This is a genomic window from Solirubrobacter phytolaccae (genome assembly GCF_027587195.1).
GTDB lineage: Bacteria > Actinomycetota > Thermoleophilia > Solirubrobacterales > Solirubrobacteraceae > Solirubrobacter > Solirubrobacter phytolaccae.
Genome location: NZ_JAPDDP010000061.1, coordinates 19,550 through 38,251 on the forward strand (window position 1 = coordinate 19,550; position 18,702 = coordinate 38,251).

13 protein-coding genes are annotated in these 18,702 nt (G+C 72.8%); 6 read left to right on the top strand and 7 right to left on the bottom strand.

What is annotated here, in order from left to right; genetic code table 11:
* Nucleotides 1-12: 12 nt before the first annotated feature.
* Nucleotides 13-4,224, bottom strand: a complete 4,212-nt coding sequence (locus tag OJ997_RS26030; protein WP_270028216.1) for a fibronectin type III domain-containing protein — start codon at nucleotides 4,222-4,224, stop codon at nucleotides 13-15.
* A 222-nt stretch (nucleotides 4,225-4,446) separates the two neighbouring features.
* Between OJ997_RS26030 and OJ997_RS26035 the strand changes: the two genes are divergently transcribed.
* The 3 genes from OJ997_RS26035 (at nucleotide 4,447) to OJ997_RS26045 (ending at nucleotide 9,772) form a co-directional block, all read left to right on the top strand.
* Complete coding sequence (locus OJ997_RS26035; protein WP_270028217.1) at nucleotides 4,447-5,322, top strand: LysR family transcriptional regulator; 876 nt, start codon at nucleotides 4,447-4,449, stop codon at nucleotides 5,320-5,322.
* A gap of 189 nt (nucleotides 5,323-5,511) precedes the next feature.
* On the top strand, nucleotides 5,512-7,725 hold the full coding sequence (locus tag OJ997_RS26040; protein ID WP_270028218.1) for a winged helix-turn-helix domain-containing protein: 2,214 nt from the start codon (nucleotides 5,512-5,514) through the stop codon (nucleotides 7,723-7,725).
* A 58-nt stretch (nucleotides 7,726-7,783) separates the two neighbouring features.
* A complete protein-coding gene (locus OJ997_RS26045; RefSeq protein ID WP_270028219.1) occupies nucleotides 7,784-9,772 on the top strand; it encodes an Ig-like domain repeat protein in 1,989 nt (662 codons plus the stop codon).
* Here the strand turns inward: OJ997_RS26045 and OJ997_RS26050 are convergent.
* Entirely contained in the window at nucleotides 9,769-10,362 is a 594-nt protein-coding gene (locus OJ997_RS26050) for an FMN-dependent NADH-azoreductase (RefSeq protein WP_270028220.1), read from the bottom strand. The two genes, OJ997_RS26045 and OJ997_RS26050, sit on opposite strands and share 4 nt — an antisense overlap.
* Nucleotides 10,363-10,445: 83 nt before the next feature.
* Here OJ997_RS26050 and OJ997_RS26055 point away from each other — a divergent pair, with 83 nt between their 5' ends.
* On the top strand, nucleotides 10,446-10,889 hold the full coding sequence (locus OJ997_RS26055) for a MarR family winged helix-turn-helix transcriptional regulator (RefSeq protein WP_372517936.1): 444 nt from the start codon (nucleotides 10,446-10,448) through the stop codon (nucleotides 10,887-10,889).
* Here OJ997_RS26055 and OJ997_RS26060 read toward each other — a convergent pair.
* Together OJ997_RS26060 and OJ997_RS26065 are read right to left on the bottom strand one after the other, a co-directional pair.
* A complete protein-coding gene (locus OJ997_RS26060) occupies nucleotides 10,876-12,552 on the bottom strand; it encodes a sensor histidine kinase (protein ID WP_270028222.1) in 1,677 nt (558 codons plus the stop codon). The two genes, OJ997_RS26055 and OJ997_RS26060, sit on opposite strands and share 14 nt — an antisense overlap.
* Complete coding sequence (locus tag OJ997_RS26065) at nucleotides 12,549-13,205, bottom strand: response regulator (RefSeq protein WP_270028223.1); 657 nt, start codon at nucleotides 13,203-13,205, stop codon at nucleotides 12,549-12,551. The genes OJ997_RS26060 and OJ997_RS26065 overlap by 4 nt, the downstream gene beginning before the upstream one ends.
* Before the next feature lie 264 nt (nucleotides 13,206-13,469).
* Between OJ997_RS26065 and OJ997_RS26070 the strand changes: the two genes are divergently transcribed.
* Complete coding sequence (locus OJ997_RS26070) at nucleotides 13,470-15,581, top strand: MMPL family transporter (protein ID WP_270028234.1); 2,112 nt, start codon at nucleotides 13,470-13,472, stop codon at nucleotides 15,579-15,581.
* A gap of 90 nt (nucleotides 15,582-15,671) precedes the next feature.
* A complete protein-coding gene (locus OJ997_RS26075) occupies nucleotides 15,672-17,369 on the top strand; it encodes an alpha/beta hydrolase family protein (RefSeq protein ID WP_270028224.1) in 1,698 nt (565 codons plus the stop codon).
* Nucleotides 17,370-17,375: 6 nt separating this feature from the next.
* Here the strand turns inward: OJ997_RS26075 and OJ997_RS26080 are convergent, their stop codons facing one another.
* The 3 genes from OJ997_RS26080 to OJ997_RS26090 form a co-directional block, all read right to left on the bottom strand.
* Entirely contained in the window at nucleotides 17,376-17,576 is a 201-nt protein-coding gene (locus OJ997_RS26080; protein WP_270028225.1) for a hypothetical protein, read from the bottom strand.
* 95 nt (nucleotides 17,577-17,671) lie between these two features.
* Complete coding sequence (locus tag OJ997_RS26085) at nucleotides 17,672-18,238, bottom strand: sigma-70 family RNA polymerase sigma factor (RefSeq protein ID WP_270028226.1); 567 nt, start codon at nucleotides 18,236-18,238, stop codon at nucleotides 17,672-17,674.
* A gap of 79 nt (nucleotides 18,239-18,317) precedes the next feature.
* A complete protein-coding gene (locus tag OJ997_RS26090) occupies nucleotides 18,318-18,542 on the bottom strand; it encodes a hypothetical protein (RefSeq protein ID WP_270028227.1) in 225 nt (74 codons plus the stop codon).
* Nucleotides 18,543-18,702: the final 160 nt, after the last annotated feature.

The following is an 18,702-nucleotide window of genomic DNA, read 5'->3' on the forward strand; positions in this document are numbered from 1 at the left end:
CCTTGAGGTTCCTTACGGGTTCGTGGTGCTGAGCGTGAAGGTCAGGGTCTTGCTGTACGCGCCCGTGCGCAGCGCGTCGGTCGTGGCGATCGACTGCTTGAACGTGATCGCCACGTCCTCGTTCGAGACCGGGCCGGTCCACGTCGAACGGCCCAGTTCGACCCGCAGGGGCTGTGGCAGCGAAAACGCGCCGTTGGCCAGATGGCCGGGCTCGCTCACGCTCAGCGCCGCGTCACCCGCGGTGCTGAGCACGGTTGCCTTCGTGGTCGCCGTGTACTCCTTCTCCACACCCGGCGTGAACGCGCCGAACGTCGCGGGCGTGCCGAGCGTGAGCGCGAGGGTCGCCGGGACGGAGCCGCCGACCGGCGCCTCCGCCTTGGTCTGCACCGCGATCGCCACGTCCTGCGCCGCCGACTCGGAGCCCTTCGAGCGCTCCGCGTTGGACGTCAGGTAGCGGGCACGCAGCGCGTGGACGCCGGCGCCGAGGCCGCCGACGTCGAACGTCGCCACACCGCGGAGCGCCGGCGCGAAGCCGACCACGCGGTCGCCGTCGAGCAGCTCGACGCCGCCGTTGACGTCACGGTCGGCGAACGCGTCGCCGCCGACCGGGGCGACCGTCACCTTCGCCGTCAGCGGCTCCCCCACCACGCGTGCGCCCGAGACCTCGAGCTGCGTCGTCGTCGCCCACGCGGGCGGGAACGGCAGCGTCGTCGCCACGCGGTACATCGGCACGAGCTGCGACACCGACGACGCGTTCGTGTCGCGGTCGGCGGCCGGCTCGAAGCGTGCGGCGACGAACAGCAGCTGGGTCGTGTTGGTCACGCTCGCCGTCGCGACGCCGTTGACCACCGGGACCGCCGTGCCGAGGTTGGCGCTCAGGTTGGGGTTGAAGAACTGCACGGTGCCGGTGAGCGTCGGGTCCGCGAGCCGCGCCGTCATCGTCAGCGGCTGGTTCGTGGTCCGGACGCCCGGCCCGGACACGGACGTGACGACCGTCGTCGTCTTGACCGGCTTGACCTCCGGCGCCGGCGAGCCGGCGGGCGCGATCGTCACCGGGACCTCGTCCGAGCCCGTCGGCAGGAAGGTCCCGTCGGACAGCAGCCCGGCGCTGACGCGGTGTGAGCCGGCGGCGAGCGTCGTGTAGAGCGTGGCGGTCCCGTCCTCGGCGAACGCGGGCTCGCCGGTCAGGTTCGTCTGCGCCGCGGAGCCGTTCAGGCGGACCCGGAACCGCGTGCGCAGGCCCTCCGGCACGAGCTGCGTCGGCGTGTAGCCGTGCACCTTGATCGTGATCCCGATCTGGCTGCCCGCCACACGGTCACCCGTGATCGAGACGAGCTCGACCCGCGGCTGGCGCGGCCGGTAGTCGATGAGGAACGGGACGACCGGAGACTCCGACGAGAGGAACTCCTCCGGGTTGCTGCTCGTGTACTTGGCCTGCAGGCTCAGCACGGACTGCAGGTAGGAGACGTCCAGCGTGGCCTTGCCGCCGACGACGGGGACCGGGACGCCGATCACCAAGACGCCCTGAAAGAACTGCACCGTGCCCTGGGCGTTCGGGTCCGAGATGGTGGCCACGAGCTTCTGGCCGCGCTCGCCGCTGATCTGCCCGCCCTCGAACGTGAGCGTCGTCGTGGTCGCGACGCGCGCGCCCTGGGTCGGGGTGACCTTGACCGCGGTGGAGTTGGCCGTGCGCGTGGCGGGGTTCTCCGCGCGCACGTGGACGGTGTACTCCGTGCCGCCGGTCGCGCCCGCGAACGAGGTCGAGGTGCCGGTGACGAACTTGGGCGAGCCCGGCGCGTGCTGGCCCGCGGCGTTCGTCGCGGACACGCGGTACCGCGTGGTCCGCTCGGCCGCGGTCCAGCTGACGTCGAACGCGCCGGTCTTCGCCGTCGCGGTGACGCCCGTGACGACGGACGGGCCGGCGACCGCCTCGCCGATGGTCACGTACTGGCCGTAGGACTTGCCGAGGCCGGTGTCACCGGAGTCGGCGGTCAGCAGCGCCTTCGCGCCGGCGACGAGCGGGTTCGGCACCTCGGCGATGCCCTCCCACGCGCCGATCACCGTCGCGTTGGTGACGAGCTCGTTGACGAACTTCGGATCGTGGGCCGGGTTGCCGTCCCACGTGTACAGCGCCCAGTTCTGAAGGCTGTCGTCCGTGTCGCCGGGGCCGGCGGTGATCAGGTACTCGTCGGCCGCGTTCTTGTTGATGTCGCGGATCGAGCGGCCGCCGAGGTCCAGGAAGATCGGCGCGCCGAACTGCGCGTCGACGGCGTTGGACGTGAGCTTGTCGATGTTGGTGACCGGCAGGATGAGCGCGCGCTCGATCCCGTCCGCACCCGTGATGGTCGGGGCGCGCATGCCGAACCACGCGGTGGTCTGCGAACCCGGTGCCATCGTCAGGCCTTCGACGTTGAAGCCGAACGGCGCGTTCGGGAGCAGGTTCGGCACCGTCGCGGTGTCGAACTTGAGCTTGTTCGCGCCAAGGCCGTGGCCGTTGGCCGCGTCCCACGCCTTCCACTGGTCCCACAGGCGCGTGTACGAGTGCGACCACTCGAGCTCGGTGGTCGCGCCGAAGCCTGTGATCTTCTGGAACGCGAGGAACCGGCGCTCGGGACGGACCGCGCCGCTGCGGTTGTTGCCGTGCGAGCCCGTCCACACGAGCGTGTCGCCGAAGCGGGTCGCGCCCTCGAAGTCGGTCTCGCCGCCCGGGAAGCCCTGATTCCACGACTTCACCGGACGACCGGTGACGCCCTTCTTGAACAGGTGGATCGTGTTGACCTCGTCCGAGACGCCGAGGAAGTAGCCGTCGCCGACGTCGATCGCCGCCGACAGGTCGACCGGGCCGCTGTAGTAGTGCGCGGTCGGGTCCGGCGCGGGGCCGCTGGCGTTGAAGGGGAGCGTCGCGGTCACGGTGTCGCCCTCCGCGCTGGCCGTGAACGTGAGGCCCGCGCTGCCCGCGCTGACCGGGTCGAACGTGACCGTGCGGGTCGCGCCCGTACCCGTGACGGTGATCCTGTCGTTCGGCAGGACCGCCTGGTTCGACGAGCTGGCGGTGACCGTGATGTCGGTCGTGTTCGCGTCGGTGACCTCGAGCTCGATGCTCGCCTTGGGCGTCACGCCGACGTGCGTCTGGACCCCGGTCAACGGGGCGGTGAGGACCGGCGGCGCCGCCGGGTACGGCGTCGCGTCGGCCGGGAAGCCCGTGCCCGGGGCGAACGCGAGCCCTCCGAAGAAGACGCGGCCCGGGGCGTACGCGAGCGTGGTCGCACCGGTGGTCGTCAGCTGCGCGCCGATCTCGGCGGTGTCGAGGAGCTTGACGACCTTCGTGTTGTCGAACGCGGTGAGGTAGACCTCGACCGCACCGGCGACGGCACGCGCGGCGACGTAGCGGAAGGCGCCGCTGAGCGTGCCGCGCGGGGCCCACGTGCCGCCCGACAGCACGTACTTGCTCACGCCGAAGCCGTTGCGCGTGACGTACGCCGTGTCGGCACCGGGGATGCCGTCCGTGTCGACGAAGGTGCTGTCGTACGCGAACGTCGCCGGGAGGAAGAGCTGCAGCGGCGTCGTCGTGTTCAGCGTCGTGGGCAGACCGCCCGGGAGGCGGTGCACGCCGGTGTTGCTGGTCATGACGAGGCTGCCGTCGACCAGGTCGGTGCTCTGCGCGGGGAGCCCGCCGTTCGCCACCTGCGTCAGCGCGGTCTCGCCGGGCGCGATCGTCCCGAACGGCTTCGTGGTCCGGGTGCCGACCCAGGTCCGGGAGCCGTCCACGGTGAGCGCGCCGACCGCGTTGTTGAACTCCGTGATGAAGCCCGAGCCGAGCCGCTGGTCGGTCCACGTGCCATCGGCGGCGACGCGGACCGCCGTTGCGTTCTCGGCGTCCTGGTACTGCGCGCCGACGGGCGCGCGGTTGGCCGTGAACGTCAGGAAGCGTCCGTCGGCGGAACGCCGTAGGACGGTGAACTCCATGACGTTCTGCGGCCGGGTCAGCGTGTCCGACGGGAACAGGATGCGACCGCGGTAGGCGCCGCCCGCCGTGGCTACGCGGTGCAGCGCGACCTGGTCGGCCTGCTGCGAGTTGATCGTCGCCAGCGGGCCGACCGCGAGCAGGGCGAGCTCGTCGGGCGTGGCCGGCCCGGCGACCACCGGATCGGCGCTTGCGGGTGCGGCCGCGGCCAGCAGCGCCGCACAGCCGGCGGTGACCGCCCGCCGGAAAGTCTTCGACACAGGGAGCTCCTCGATCGATCGCCCGAGCCGGCCTCATGCCAGCTTCACGGCAGCGTCTGAACCCTTTCGAGTCACCAGCACACGGGTGTGACCAATGCGTTGTGGATTGGTCACACCGCTGAACCGTTTGGGTGCACTGGAGGACCAATCGACCGCACGTGTTGCGCACACGTGAACCGTTGGCTTTCTGACGGGTGCGGTACCGGTAGGTTCAACGGCCCCGTGAGCCCACTGTCCTCGTGGGGCCTGATGGTGGCGTTCCTCACGCTGGCCGAGGAGCGGCACGTCGGCCGGACCGCTGTCCGCCTTGGCGTCTCGCGCCAGACGGTCTCGCGACGCGTGGCGCGGCTGGAGGAGCTGCTCGGCGAGTCACTCGTCACGCGCTCCACGCGTCGGGTCGAGCTGACCGAGGTCGGCGCACTGCTGCGTGACGAGGCCGGGCCCGCGCTGCGCGCGATGGACGAGGCGCTGCAGCGGATCCGCCTCGGTGTGGGACGGCGGCTCTCGATCGCGATCAGCACCGACCTCGGACACCGATGGGAGGCGCGCGTGCAGGACTGGATCGTGCGGCGCGGCACGCCGGTCCTGCTCGAGCAGCGCGCGCCCGACGACGCGATCGCGCTGCTGCGCGCCGACAAGCTCGACCTCGCCCTGCTCACCGCCGAGCTGCAGGACCTGCCGTGCGTCACGGTCGCGCACGAGCCGACCGTCGCGCTCGTGCCCGCCGAGCATCCCGCGGCGACGCAGCGGTGCCTGCGCCCCGGCGACGCGCGCGACCTGCTCGTCGCCGTCACCGACGCGGGCGCCCCGGCCCACCACCGCGCCACCGTCGCGCTGCTGCACGGCGACCCCGACCTGCCGTACGTCGTCGCGCCGCGGGTCGGCACGATCTTCGCGGGCCTCGTGCAGGTCGCCCGCACGCACCGCGCGGCCGCGCTCGTGCTGCGCCACAACTTCGAGGAGGTCGACGTCGACGGGCTCGTCGGGCTCCCGCTCGAACCGCCCTACGCGTTCCCGGTCACGCTCGCCGCGCGCCCGGGGCTCGGCCGGGAGCCGTTCGACGCGCTCGCGGAGCACCTCCGACGTCCGGGGCAATAAGCGGTCAAAGCGTTAGTGCCGGTGTGCCAAGACCGGACAGATGTCCAAGCGGGTCAAGCGGTCCACTTACATGCCGACTACCGGAGCAACCCGCTAGGCGTGACAGCTTGAGGGGGTCAGGCCACCGCGATCGGCGCCGGGCGAGGGCGCCGATCGCGGACTGGCCGCGTTCCTGATTAGATCGCCGCCGTGTCCGTGCTGGTCGCCACCAAGCTGCACGCGCCCGACCTCGAGCGCGGCCACGTGCCACGCGACGTGCTCGTCGTGCGGCTCGCGGGTGGCGTGAAGGGGCGGCTCGCGCTCGTGTGCGCCCCGGCCGGCTGGGGCAAGACGACGCTGCTCTCGCAGTGGCGGATCGCGGAGCGCAAGCACCGGCCGTTCGCGTGGGTGTCGCTCGACGCCGCCGACGACGACCCGGTGCGGTTCTGGAGCTACGTGGTCGGCGCGGTGCGGACCGTCGTCCCCGGCTTCGGCGGCGGGACGCTGGCCGCGTTGCCGAACGCGGGTCCGGCGCTGATCGACGTGGTCCTGCCGCGGCTCATCAACGAGCTCGCGGAACTGGAGACACCGGTCGTGCTCGTGCTCGACGACTACCACGTGATCCGCGACGAGCTGGTGCACGCGTCGCTCGCGTACCTGCTCCAGCACACGCCGCGCACGCTGCAGCTCGCGATCGCCAGCCGGACCGAGCCGCCGCTCTCACTTCCGAAGCTGCGGGCCGCCTCCCAGCTCGTGGAGATCCGCGCCGACGACCTGCGCTTCGACGACGCCGAGGCCCTCTCGCTGCTCAACGGCTCGCTCGCACTCGGGTTGGCCGAGGAGGACGTCGCGCGGCTGCAGGAGCGCACGGAGGGCTGGCCGGCCGGCCTGCAGCTCGCCGCGCTGTCGCTGCGCACGCGCACGGACCGCGGCGCGTACGTGCGTGAGCTGTCGGGCGACGACCGGCAGATCGGCGACTTCCTCGGCGAGGTGATCGACGCCGCGCCGGAGCGCCTGCGCGAGTTCCTGCTGCGCACCGCGGTGCTCGAGCGGATGTGCGCGCCGCTATGCGAGGCGGTCGTCGGCGACCCCGAGGCCGGCGCGCTGCTGGACGAGGCGTACCGCTCGAACCTGTTCGTGGTCGCGCTCGACGAGCGCGGGCACTGGTTCCGCTACCACCACCTGCTGCGCGATCTGCTGCGCAGCGAGCTGCACCGGCGCGAGGGTGAGGCCGTGCGCGACCTGCACGCCCGCGCCTCGGCCTGGCACTGGCGGGCCGGGGACGTCGACGACGCGATCGTGCACGCGATCGCCGCCGGCGAGGTCGAGACCGCGAGCGACATGATCGCCGCGCACTGGCACCCGTTCCTGCAGACCGGCCCGCGCACGGTCGAGCGCTGGCTCGACGGGCTCGGCGAGGAGGTGGTGGAGGTCGACGCGCGGCTGTGCGTCGCGCGCGCGTGGACGCTGATGCTGTCCGGCCGCTTCGACGCCGCCGAGGCCGTGCTCGACGCGGCCGAGCAGCACCCACGACGCGGCGTCGCGCCCGACACGCTGGGCACGCTCGAGGGCAAGGTCACGCTGACCCGCGCCTCGCTCGCCTACATGCGCGGGGACGTCGGTCGCACCGCCGCGCTCGCGGGCTCCGCGCTGGGCGAGGAGGCCCCGGCGGCGAAGGCCCTCGCGATGATGCTGCTCGGCGCGGCGCGCTGTTTCGGCGGCGACGTCGCGGGCGCGATCGAGGTGCTCGAGCCGCTGCGCCGGATGCTCGAAGGCGCGCCCGCGCCGCAGATGCGCTTGACGACGCTCGGCACGCTCGCCGCGGTGCGGCTCGAGGCCGGCGAGCCGGAAGTCGCCGCGCTGCTGATCGCTGACGCCGAGCGGCTGGTCGACGAGTCCGGCTTCGCGGAGTCGCCGACGTCCTCGCTGATCTGCACCGGCGCGGGGCGCCTGAGCGAGGCGCGCGGGGAGCTCGACGACGCCGAGCGCTCGTACGCGCGGGCGGCGGAGCTCGCCGGCCGCGCCCGCTGGCCCCTCGACGGCGCCCATGCGCTGCTCGCCCACGCCGCGCTCAAGCGCCGCCGCCGCGACGTGGCCGGCGCCCGCGCGCTCGTCCGCGACGCGCGCGCCGCGCTCGCCACGGCACCCGATCCCGGCGCGCTCACCGACCGCCTCGCGGCGCTCGAGCGTACCCTCCAGCTCGCGGCTCCCGGGCCGCGCGAGCGCGTGGACGGCGACTTGAGCGAGCGCGAGCTGGCGGTGCTGCGCATGCTCGCCACCGACCTCTCCCAGCGCGAGATCGGCGCCGAGCTGTTCGTCTCCTTCAACACCGTCAAGACGCACACGAAGACGGTGTTCCGCAAGCTCGGCGTCTCCAGCCGCGCCGACGCGGTCGCGCGCGGCCGTGAACTGGGCTTGATCTGATTGCGTTGAGGATCGAGCAGTAGTTCAAGTCACACGGTGCACGGTCGAAGACCCGGCTATGCACCGTCTCGTCGCCGTAGCCGCCGCGACCCTCGTCGCCGCCGCCCCCGCGCAGGCCTCGACCACCACCAACACCTACACGACGGTGGGCTGCGGGTTCATCTTCCCCGCGAACACGTTCGTCGTCCCCGCCGGGGTGACGAGCGTCGACCTCGAAGTCAACGGAGCGCGCGGCGGAGGCGGCGGCAACGGCGGGTACGGCGCCACGCTCACCCGCACGAACGTCAGCGTGACCCCTGGTGAGTCGCTGTACGCGTGCGTCGGCTTCGGCCCCGGCACGGGTGGCGGCAGCGGTGCGCAGAAGGGCGGCGACGGCGGAGGCGGCAGCCTCGTCACGCGCTGGACGAACATGGGCGGTTCGCTCGTGACCGCGGGCGGCGGCGGCGGGGGCACCGCGACCATTCTCGGCGGCGACGCCGGCACCACCTTCTTCGCCGGGTTCGCCGGGCACGGCAGCGTAACCGCCCCCGGCGGTCTCGGCGGCGACCCGACCACCTTCGGCACCGGTGGCACGAGCCTGCTCGACCCGCTGCTCAGTGGCAGTGATGGCGACATGTTCGGCGGCGGCAACGGCGGCTGGACCTGGGGCTACCTGGGTGGCGGCGGAGGCGGCGGCGGTGCCTACGGCGGCGGCGGTGGCGCCGGCGGGGACCCGGCCGACGACGGCGGCGGGGGTGGAGGCGGCTCGAGCAGCTGCTCGATCGGCTCTTGCACGGGCGCGTTGAACCCCGGTGGCGCCTCGGTCCGGATCAGCTACGTCAACCCGCCCGTGCCGACGACGACCGTGCTCAGCGCGCCCAACGCCCGTGTGGGCGAGACGGTGACCTGGAAGGCGGTCGTCGCCCCGGCGCCGAGCGGCGGCACGGTCGACTTCACGTCCGGCGGCAGCCCGCTCTGCACCGGCGTGCTGGTCGACACGACGACCGGCGTTGCGGAGTGCCTAGCGCCCGCGCCTTCCCAGGGCGGCGCGTGGTCGGTGCAGGCGGCGTTCTCCGGCTCCGGCGACTTCGTGACGTCGAACACCACGAAGGCGATCCAGATGACCGCGCCGAGCACGGTCCGCGTGACGGCGAGCCCGGTCGTGCGCGGAGCTGACCTCGTCCTGAAGGCGCAGGTCACGCCGGCCTCAGCGAGCGGGACCGTGACGTTCGCGGTGGACGGCGCGACCGCGTGCGCCGATGTCGCCGTCGACGGCGACGGCGCGGCGAGCTGCAACGCCGGCCCGCGCGCGAGCGGCACGCACAAGGTCAGCGCGTCGTACTCGGGCGGCGCGGGTCACGACCCGGCTTCGGACTCGAGCACGGCGTCCGTGCTCGAGGGACGGCTCGCGCTCTCCGCCGCCGACTTCGACACGGTCCTGATCGGAGACTCTGCCACACGCGCGCTCACGCTCCAGAACACGGGCGACGTGCCGCTGACGATCGCGAGCGTCCGCGCCGACGGGCCGTTCGTCGCGACGGCCGGCACCTGCGCGACGCTCGCCCCGGGCGCCACGTGCGCGCTGTCCGTGAGGTTCACGCCGGCCGCGGAGCCGATGGTCTCCGGGACGGTGACGGTCGCCGCCGACCACGGCGTCGCGGTGACCGCCGGCCTGAGCGGGCTTGGCATCAAGGCCCCGAAACCGGCTGTCCTGGCACCGCTCACCGGCAAGACGACCACGATCATCAAGGGCCGCGTCGCCGTGACGACGACCTGCCCCGAAGGCGGCGGGGCGTGCAAGGTCACGACCTCGATCGCGCTCAACAAGGGCGAGATCAAGGGCGTCGCCGCCAAGGTGAGCCGCCGCTACCTCGGCAAGGTCAAGGACGTGGTGATCGCGCCCGGCACGAGCAAGACGGTGACGATCAAGGTCACCAAGCGGTTCCTGCGCTCGGCCAAGCGCCACGGCACGACCAAGTTCACGGCGACCTACCGGCTCGTCACGACGCTCCCGTCCGGCGAGCGGCTCGTCAGCACGCAACAGGTCAAGCTCAAGCTCGTTCCCTAGGCGGGCACGGGGATCGGCGTCCACAGCGCGTCGATCTCCGCTTCCGCGGCAGCCAGGCTCTGCTCGGCGAGCGGGACCAGCTCCGCCATCGCGGGCGTGACCGGCGCGAGCGTCAGCTCCGCGGTGATGAAGCGCGGCTCCAGCCCCGTAAGGCTGATGCCGTGCGGGAGCCAGGTCTCGGCGTGGTCCCAGCCCTCGCGGGGCGTGCCCGCCGCGTAGCCGCCGCCGCGCGAGGCGAGCACGATGAAGTCCTTGCCCGTGAGGAACGGCTCGCGCGTCTCGGCGTGGAAGGACTCGCCGGCGAGGATCAGATGATCGACCCAGGCCTTGACCGTGCTCGGCGCGCCGAAGTTGTAGAGCGGCAGGCCGAGCAGGACGGTGTCCGCGCGCTTGATCTCGTCGATCAGCGCGGCGCTGCGCGCCGGGCCGTCTTCGAGCGTGTAGTGCGGCAGCGGGTCGGCGTGGAAGTCGCGGTAGCTGACCGTGCCGTCGGGGTGCACGGACCGCCAGCGCTCGGCGGCGCGCGCGCTGAGCCGGCGGCTGACGGAGCGGTCGCCCTGGAAGGAGGAGTCGAGGTGGAGGAGATGCATGCTTGATCCTTCTAAGATCGTTTGTGTTGCATCAACTATATACACACCACAAGTGGTTGCCGCCCGGGCCTAGACTTGAAGACATCAGCGCGCTTCCGGTCGTCAACCAGCCTCCGCCCCGTGTCGGGGCCCTGCTCGACCAGATCGGACGGCAGCTGCGCGGGCACTCGGAGCCGGTGCTCGAAGCGCTCGGGATGCGCCCCCGGCACCTGCTGACGCTGACGGTGCTGCGCGACCTCGACGGCAGCTCGCAGACCGACCTCGCGGACACGCTCCGGATCGACCGCACGAACCTCGTCGGGCTGTTGAACGAGCTCGAGGCGGAAGGCTGGATCGAGCGGCGCCGCTCACCCGAGGACCGGCGACGGCACGTCGTCGAGCTCACGAAGGACGGGCGCGAGGCCCTCAGCCGCGCCGAGTTCGCGCTCGCGGCGGTCGAGGATCACGTGCTCGGCGCGCTCGACGACACCGAGCGCCGGAGCCTGCACGCGCTCCTGGCGCGGGCCGTCGGCGTCACCGGCTGCTAGCGACCGACGCGTCGCAGGGCAGCTCGGCGTGCAGCCGCGTGCCGCCGCCGGGCGGGCTCGTGACGCGCAGCCGGCCGCCGAAGGCCTCGACCCGGTCGGCGAGGCCGCGCAGGCCGCTGCCGTGCGCGCCGTCCGCGCCGCCGATGCCGTCGTCGGCGACCTCGATGACCACGACGTCCCCGGCGCGGGTGACGTGGATCTCGGCCTCGTGGGCCTGCGCGTACTTGGCGACGTTCGCCAACCCCTCGGACGCCACGAAGTAGAGCGCGAGCTCGACCGCCTCGGGCAGTGGCTCGTCGAGCTCGACGGTCACGCGCGCCGGCGTCGGCGACCGGACGGCGAGCGAGTTCAGCGCGGTCGCGAGGCCGTGCTCGAGCACCGCCGGGTGGATGCCGCGGGCGAGCTCGCGCAGCTCCTCCAGCGACGCCTTCAGCTCCTCCCGGGCCGCGGCGACGAGCGAAGCAGCCGCGTCCGGGTCCTCCTTGAGCCGGTCCTCGGTCAGCCGCAGCGCGATCGCGAGCGACACGAGCCGCTGCTGCGCGCCGTCGTGCAGGTCGCGCTCGATCTTGCGGCGCGCCTCGTCCCCCGCCTCGACCAGCCGCACGCGCGAGCGGGTCAGCTCCTGCACGAGCCGCGTGTGCGCGAGCGCGACGTCCGCCGCCGCGCACACGAGCGCGAGCAGCTCGGGCTCGTAGGTGAGCGCGGCGTCGTGGACGAGCGCCGCGACCGGCTCGCCGTCGTGCTCGATCGGTGTCAGCACGCGGCCGTCCGCGGGCGGCGGGCACGGCCGGCCGTCCTCGTCGATGTAGGTCTCGAAGCCGGGCAGCCAGTAGACGAGCTCGAGCGACGGGTCGCGCAGCGTGCGGGCGAGCACCGCGCCGAGCTGCTGCGTGTCGGGCGCGCGCTGCAGCGCGACGATGAGGTCGGCCATCCCGGCGCGAGCCAGCTGGGCGCGCAGCATGCCGACCAGGAACGCCAGCGGGACCAGGAACAGCACGAACGCGGTGAGCTCCTGCGTGGGGCGCATGAACTCGCCCGTGATCAGCCGGTAGTAGGACTGCACGGCGAGGACGATCACCGCCGCCACGCCGGCCAGCAGCGGGAGCAGGAGCTGCCGCAGCGCCGGCGCGGCGCGCAGCCAGCGGTGGATGCCGACGACCGCGACGGTCGCGCCGACCGTGGTGTTGAACGTGCGCTGGGCGGTGTCGATCGTGTCCGCGAGCTCCGCATCGGGCCAGACCGCCAGCACGTTCTCGTCGCCCGGCAGGAACAGCATCCAGACGAGCTGCCAGACGAGCGTGCCGAAGATCCACGCGCCCACGAGCACGCGGTCGAAGCCCACGAGCCGCCCGCTCGGGTAGCCGAGCACGACCGCGCCGAAGGCCGCGAGCCAGACGACCGCGAACGCCTCGCCGACCGTGTGCGCCGGCGGCCAGTCGAGCGCTCCCAGCACCTGGCCGCCGAGGTAGAGGAAGCCGGTCAGCGTCATCAGCGCGCCGGTGCGGGTGTCCGGCCGGTGCTGCCAGACGATGAGGCCGCAGACGATGAACGAGCCGCCGACCGCGCGGTTGACCACGGTCGTCAGCGTGGGGTCCTCGAGCAGCGCGAAGCCGAGCGGGATGCTGATCGCGGCGAGCACCCAGAGCAGGCGACGCCCGGTCATCGCCGACCGTCCGGCGACAGGTACGTCAGGACGGCGAGCACGCGGCGGTGCGCGTCGTCCCCGGTCGCGAGCCCGAGCTTCGTGAACACGGCGCGCACGTGCTTCTGCACGCCGCCCTCGGTGATGTCCAGCCGCTCGCCGATCGCCCGGTTGGAGAGCCCTTCGGCGACGAGCGCGAGCACCTCACGCTCACGAGCGGAGAGCGCGCCGAGCGGCCCGTCGTCACGCTGCGCGGCGAGCAGGCGCTCGAACACCTTCGGGTCCAGCGCCGAGCCGCCGCCGGCGACGCGCCGCAGGCTCGCGGCGAACTCCTCGATCTCCGTGACGCGGTCCTTGAGCAGGTAGCCGAGCCGCTGCGGGGTCTCGGCGAGCAGGCGCATCGCGATCCCGGCCTCGACGTGCTGGGAGAGGATCACGATCGCCACGTCCGGGTGGCGCGCGCGGATCGCGTGCGCGGCGCGCAGGCCCTCGTCGGTGTGGGTGGGCGGCATCCGGATGTCGACGATCGCGATGTCCGGCATGTGCGCGTCGACGAGCGCGACCGCTTCGTCGCCGTCCGCCGCCTCGGCCACGACGTCGAACCCCGCGCGGCGCAGCAGCGAGGCGATCCCCTCCCGGACGAGCAGGCTGTCGTCGGCGATCACGACCCGCACGGACCGACTCTGCTCTCCCGCGTGCCCTTCGTCAAGCCGTATCGGGAGGGTGGAGCTGCCCGCACCCGGGGGGTCCTGATCCAGGCGTCGGGGACGCCTGGTCCCCCGCATGGGCGGCGGGCCCTCCCGTTGGGACGCTGCTCGCGTCAGATGAACCCCCTCCCCGGAGTCGAACCCCACATGCAATCCCGCAACCTCGCGGCGCGCGCAGGCCGATGGAGCGCGCAGCACCGCAAGACCGCCATCTTCGGATGGTTGCTGTTCGTGGTCCTCGCGACCGTGATCGGCGGTTCGGTCGGCCAACGCACGCTCGAGTCCTCGAAGATGGGCAACGGCGAGTCCAAGCGCCACGACCTGCTCGTCGACGGCGCCGGCTTCCCGAAGGACGTCGGCGAGCGCGTCCTGGTCCAGGGTCGCGACGGCGCGCTCCGGGCCGACAGCCCGCAGGTCACCGCCGCGGTGAAGGACGTCACCACGCGCCTCGATCAACTCCCCGGCGTACGCGAAGTCGAGGCACCGATCACCTCCAAGGACGGGCGCTCCGTGCTCGTCACGTTCTCCCTGCCCGGCAGCGAGAAGGACAACGACACGGCCCACCTGGAGGAGATCGCCGGCGCGCCGATGGCCGCCGTCGCCGCGGTCCAGAAGGCCCACCCCGAGCTGCGCGTGGAGCAGCACGGCGGCGCGTCCGAGCAGAAGGCGCTCGGCAAGCAGCGCAAGGCCGAAGAGGCGCGCGAGCAGCAGCTCTCGATGGGCGGCACGCTGCTCATCCTCGCGCTGACGTTCGGCGCGCTGGTCGCGGCGGGTGTGCCGCTGCTGCTCGGCATCACGTCGATCGCGGCCACGATCGGGCTGCTCGGCCCGCTCAGCCAGCTCTCCCCGCTGCACGGCGCCGTCCAGCAGGTCGTGCTGCTGATCGGCCTGGCCGTCGGCGTCGACTACGCGATGTTCTACCTGCGCCGGATGACGCAGGAGCAGGACCGTGGGCGCTCACCTGAGGACGCGCTGGAGGTGGCCGCGGCGACGTCCGGCCGCGCCGTGCTGATCTCCGGCTTCACCGTGATGGCCGCGATGGCCGGCATGTTCCTGTCGGGCAACGCGATCTTCTCCTCGTTCGGCGTCGGCACGATCCTCGTGGTCGCCGTCGCGATGCTCGGCTCGCTCACGTTCCTCCCCGCCGTGCTGTCCTACCTCGGCCAGAAGGGGTGGCTCGAGAAGGGCCGGCTGCCGTTCATCCTCAAGCGCCGCCATCGCTCGAACGGCGAGTCGCGCGTGTGGAACGCCGTCCTCTCGCGCGTGCTGGCCCGTCCGGTCGTGTCCGTGATCGTCGCCGGCGGCGCGCTCGTCGCCCTGTCCGTGCCCGCGCTCGGCATGCACTTCAAGGAGCCCGGGCTCGAGGGCATGTCCCGCAGCGAGCCGATCATCCAGACGCTCGACCGGATCGACGCCGCGTTCCCGGGTGACACGCTCGCCGCGAGCGTCGTCGTCAAGGCCGAGGACGTGACGGCCGCGCCGGTGCGGCAGGCGATCGACGAGCTGCAGGCGCAGGCGCTCGCCACGGGCAAGCTGAACGAGCCGTTCCGCACGGAGGTCAGCCCCGACAGGACAGTGGCCATCGTCTCGATGGCGATCGACGGCAAGGGCACGGACGCCGCGTCCGCGGCCTCGCTCGACGCGCTGCGCGACGACGTCGTGCCCGCGACGGTCGGCCGGCTGCCCGGCGCGGAGGTCGCGGTCGGTGGCATGACGGCGTGGTCGAAGGACTTCCTCGACGTCATGCAGGCGCGTCTGCCGCTGGTGTTCGGGTTCGTGCTCACGCTGGCCTTCGTGCTGCTGCTCGTCACGTTCCGCTCGATCGTCGTGCCGCTGAAGGCGATCGTGCTCAACCTGCTGTCGGTCGGCGCCGCGTACGGCGTGCTCACGCTGGTCTTTCAGGACGGTCACGGCGAGTCGCTGCTCGGCTTCACGTCGGTCGGCGGGATCACGCCGTGGCTGCCGCTGTTCCTGTTCGTCGTGCTCTTCGGCCTGTCGATGGACTACCACGTGTTCGTCCTGAGCAAGGTCCGTGAGCTGGTGGACCGCGGCCGCACGACCGAGCAGGCCGTGGCCGAGGGCATCAAGTCCACGGCGAGCGTGATTACGAGCGCCGCGGCCGTCATGGTCGTCACGTTCGCCGCGTTCGCGACGGGCTCCGACCAGACGATGAAGCAGCTCGGCGTCGGCCTCGCGGCCGCCGTCCTGATCGACGCGACGATCGTCCGCGCGGTGCTGCTGCCCGCGACGATGAAGCTGCTGGGCGAGCGCAACTGGTGGCTCCCCCGGCGCCTCGGCTGGCTCCCGAAGTTCGAGCACGAGCCGGCGGTCGCGCCCGCGTAGGAGGCTTGAAGACCGGATCGAACGCCCCGCTCCTGCGGGGCGTTCGGCGTTCCGGTAGCGTCGCTCGCACCAACCGAGAGGGTGACGGCAATGACGCTGCGAGCCGGTGGTCGGAGCACCAAGCGCACACGTTTGGTGGGGTCAACCGCGACGGTCCTCCTGGGAGGTGTCCTCGCCGGTGCGGCGCCGGTTGCGGCGGCCGAGTACCCCGTCGGCCACGACGTGCAGCGGATCGTCGTGCCCGGGTCGGCGCAGGGCGAGCCGCGCCAGGTGGACGTGCACCTCTGGTACCCCGCGACCGCTTCGACGCTCCCCAAGACCGTCTACACGTCCGCGCTGCACGGTGTTCCCGTTCCGGCCCCGTTCGCGCCGCTCGGGTGGACGGTCGAGGCCGAGCTGGCGCAGGAGGACGCGCCGGTGGCGGCGACCGGGAAGCCGTTCGGCGTGATCGTCTTCTCGCACGGCAACACGAACGACCCCATGGACTACGCACACACCCTGGAGCGGATCGCGGCCGGCGGGTTCGTGGTCGCCGCGCCCTCGCACACCAACAACACGCAGGAGGACGCGCGGATCGACGCCTACAACGCGCTGGCGGGAGCGACGCCGCGGCCGTGCAACGACGGGCGCGCCGGGCCGTGCTCACGCGCCAGCGTCCCGTTCAGCATGGCCGACCGCACGCGCGACGTCTCGAAGGTCCTCGACGCGCTGCCCGGCTGGTTCGGGTCGCGGATCGACGTCGCCCAGGCCGGGCTGCTCGGGCACTCCCGCGGCACGCTGACCGCGCTCGCGACCGCCGGCGGCAGCGCGCCGCCGGTGCCCGCCAACCCGACGTGCTCCGGCGACCCGGCCCGCTGCTGGCCGCTGACCGCGGACCCGCGCGTCGTGGCCGTGATGGGCATGGCGATCGGCCAGCAGCCGATCTCGCTCGGCGTCGACTACAAGGCGATCAAGGTGCCGACGCTGCTGGTCTCCGCCGCGAAGGACCTGATGTCCCCGCCGCTGGTGAGCCAGAACGCATACGCCGCGATCACGAGCGCCGACAAGCGCCTCGTGTCGATCCCCAACGGGGTCCATCGCAGCTTCGACTCGACCTACTGCGACCAGATGCAGGCGGCGGGACGGCGCGTCGCCGCCAACGCCGACGCGGCGCTCGACCGGCACACGTTCGAGCGGATCGTGACCAGCCTCAACTCGGGCTGGGGCACCGACTTCTGCTCGTTCGCGAGCTTCGCGGGCATCGAGGAGCTCACGCGGATCGCGACCGGCGGCTTCACGCCGACCGCGACGAACGTGCCCGTCACCGGGCTGGACACGGACGCGGTCAAGGAGCAGATGGCGGCGCTGGCGGTCGACTTCTTCGGCACCCGGCTGGCGCGCGTCGCGAGCGGCGGGGTGAGCGGCACCGTCCCGGCGACGCTCGCGCTCACGCTCGGCACGCCGGCGTCGTTCGGCGCGTTCGTCCCGGGCGTCGACCGCACCTACGACGCGAGCACGAGGGCGACCGTCACCTCGACGGCCGGCAGCGCACAGCTCTCGGTCGGCGACCCGAGCGCCACGGCCACCGGCCGGCTGGTCAACGGCAACTTCGCCCTCGACCAGCCGCTGCAGGTGCGCGCGAACGGCGCGCCCTCGGCCCCGCTCGGCGCCCTACGTGACTACGCGGGCCCGGTCAGCAACGACGTGTCCACGGTCGACTTCCGGCAGACGATCGCGCGCACGCAGCCGCTCAGGACCGGCGTGTACAGCAAGACGCTCACGTTCACGCTGTCGACGACGGCGCCGTGAGGTGGCTCAGCAGCCCATGTGACGGATCGGGTCGCAGACCCCGCCGTCGCGCATGATGATCCCCTGCGTCGTCGCCGACGGCGCGGGGGCGGCGGTGACGACACGAGGCGTGCTGGTGGTCGCGGCGGAGGCCGGCGCGACCACCGTGACGACGGCGAGCGTCGGGATGGCGAACAGGGCGAGCGTGCGGCGGAGAGCGGTGAACACGGGTGAGTCCTTTCAGACGTGTGCGGGGTCCGCTCACCCTCCCGGCCGCGCCGCCCGGCAACTATGGGGGAAACCCCTTGACCTGACCCGGGGGATCAAGCCGCGAGCACCAGGTCGCCCAGCGTGCGCGAGCCGTCACCGACCGGGCAGTCGAGCGAGGCGGGCTCGCGGCACACCTCCAGCAACAGGTCGACCGTCTCCCGTGGCAGCTCGGCCTCCGCCATCAGCTCGTCGATCGACGGCGGGCGGCCGAGGTCGTCCTCGAGCCGGCGTTCGGCGGTGGCGAGCCGGCGCGCGGCGCGGTTCATGTGCGCGGGAATCCGGATCGCGCGGCCGGTCTTCTCGAGCCCGCGGTAGATCGACTGGCGGATCCACAGCGTCGCGTAGGTCGAGAAGCGCGTTCCCGCCCGCCAGTCGTACTTCTCGGTGGCGCGGATCAGCCCGAGCATGCCCTCCTGCACGAGGTCGGGCAGCGTCAGCCCGTGCCCCTGGTAGTGGCGGGCGATCGAGACCACGAGCCGGATGTTGGAGACGACGAGCCGCTCCTTGGCGGCCAGGTCGCCGCGTTCGATGCGGCGCGCGAGGGCGCGCTCCTCGGCCCGGGTCAGCAGCGGGTGCGCATCGGTGTGGGAGAGCAGCAGGGTGAGCGGTTCGGGGATCACGTGCGAGGCCTTTCTGGGATCGAAGTGGGACGCCGGCCGGGCGGCCGCGAGGAGGAGGCCGCCCGGCCGGCGCTGGGGGTCAGGTGGTCGCGGGACTGGGCACGGCGGCGTGCGCGAGTGCCCAGTCGAGTGCGAAGTCGGCCACGGACTCCCAGCCGTCCCGCCCGAGTGCTGCGTCGGTCTGGGCGGGGAGCGCCTTGTATTCGGTGATCGCGGCACCGCGGTAGAAGCGCTTGGTCGCCACCGCGGCCAGTGACGCGGGCGCGAGGTGGTCGATCAGCACCACGGTGTCGGTCGTCTCCATGGCCGGAACGCTCGCAGCGGGGCCACCCCGCTCGCATCGGTGACGGTCCCTGGTCGTGCCACTGGGGTGTCCCGCGCCTGGGTACTGGGGCCACTCACCAGGGATCCACACCAGGGACCGACACGGACGCGAGCCGGGCACGTCGCCGGAAGAGTGCTCG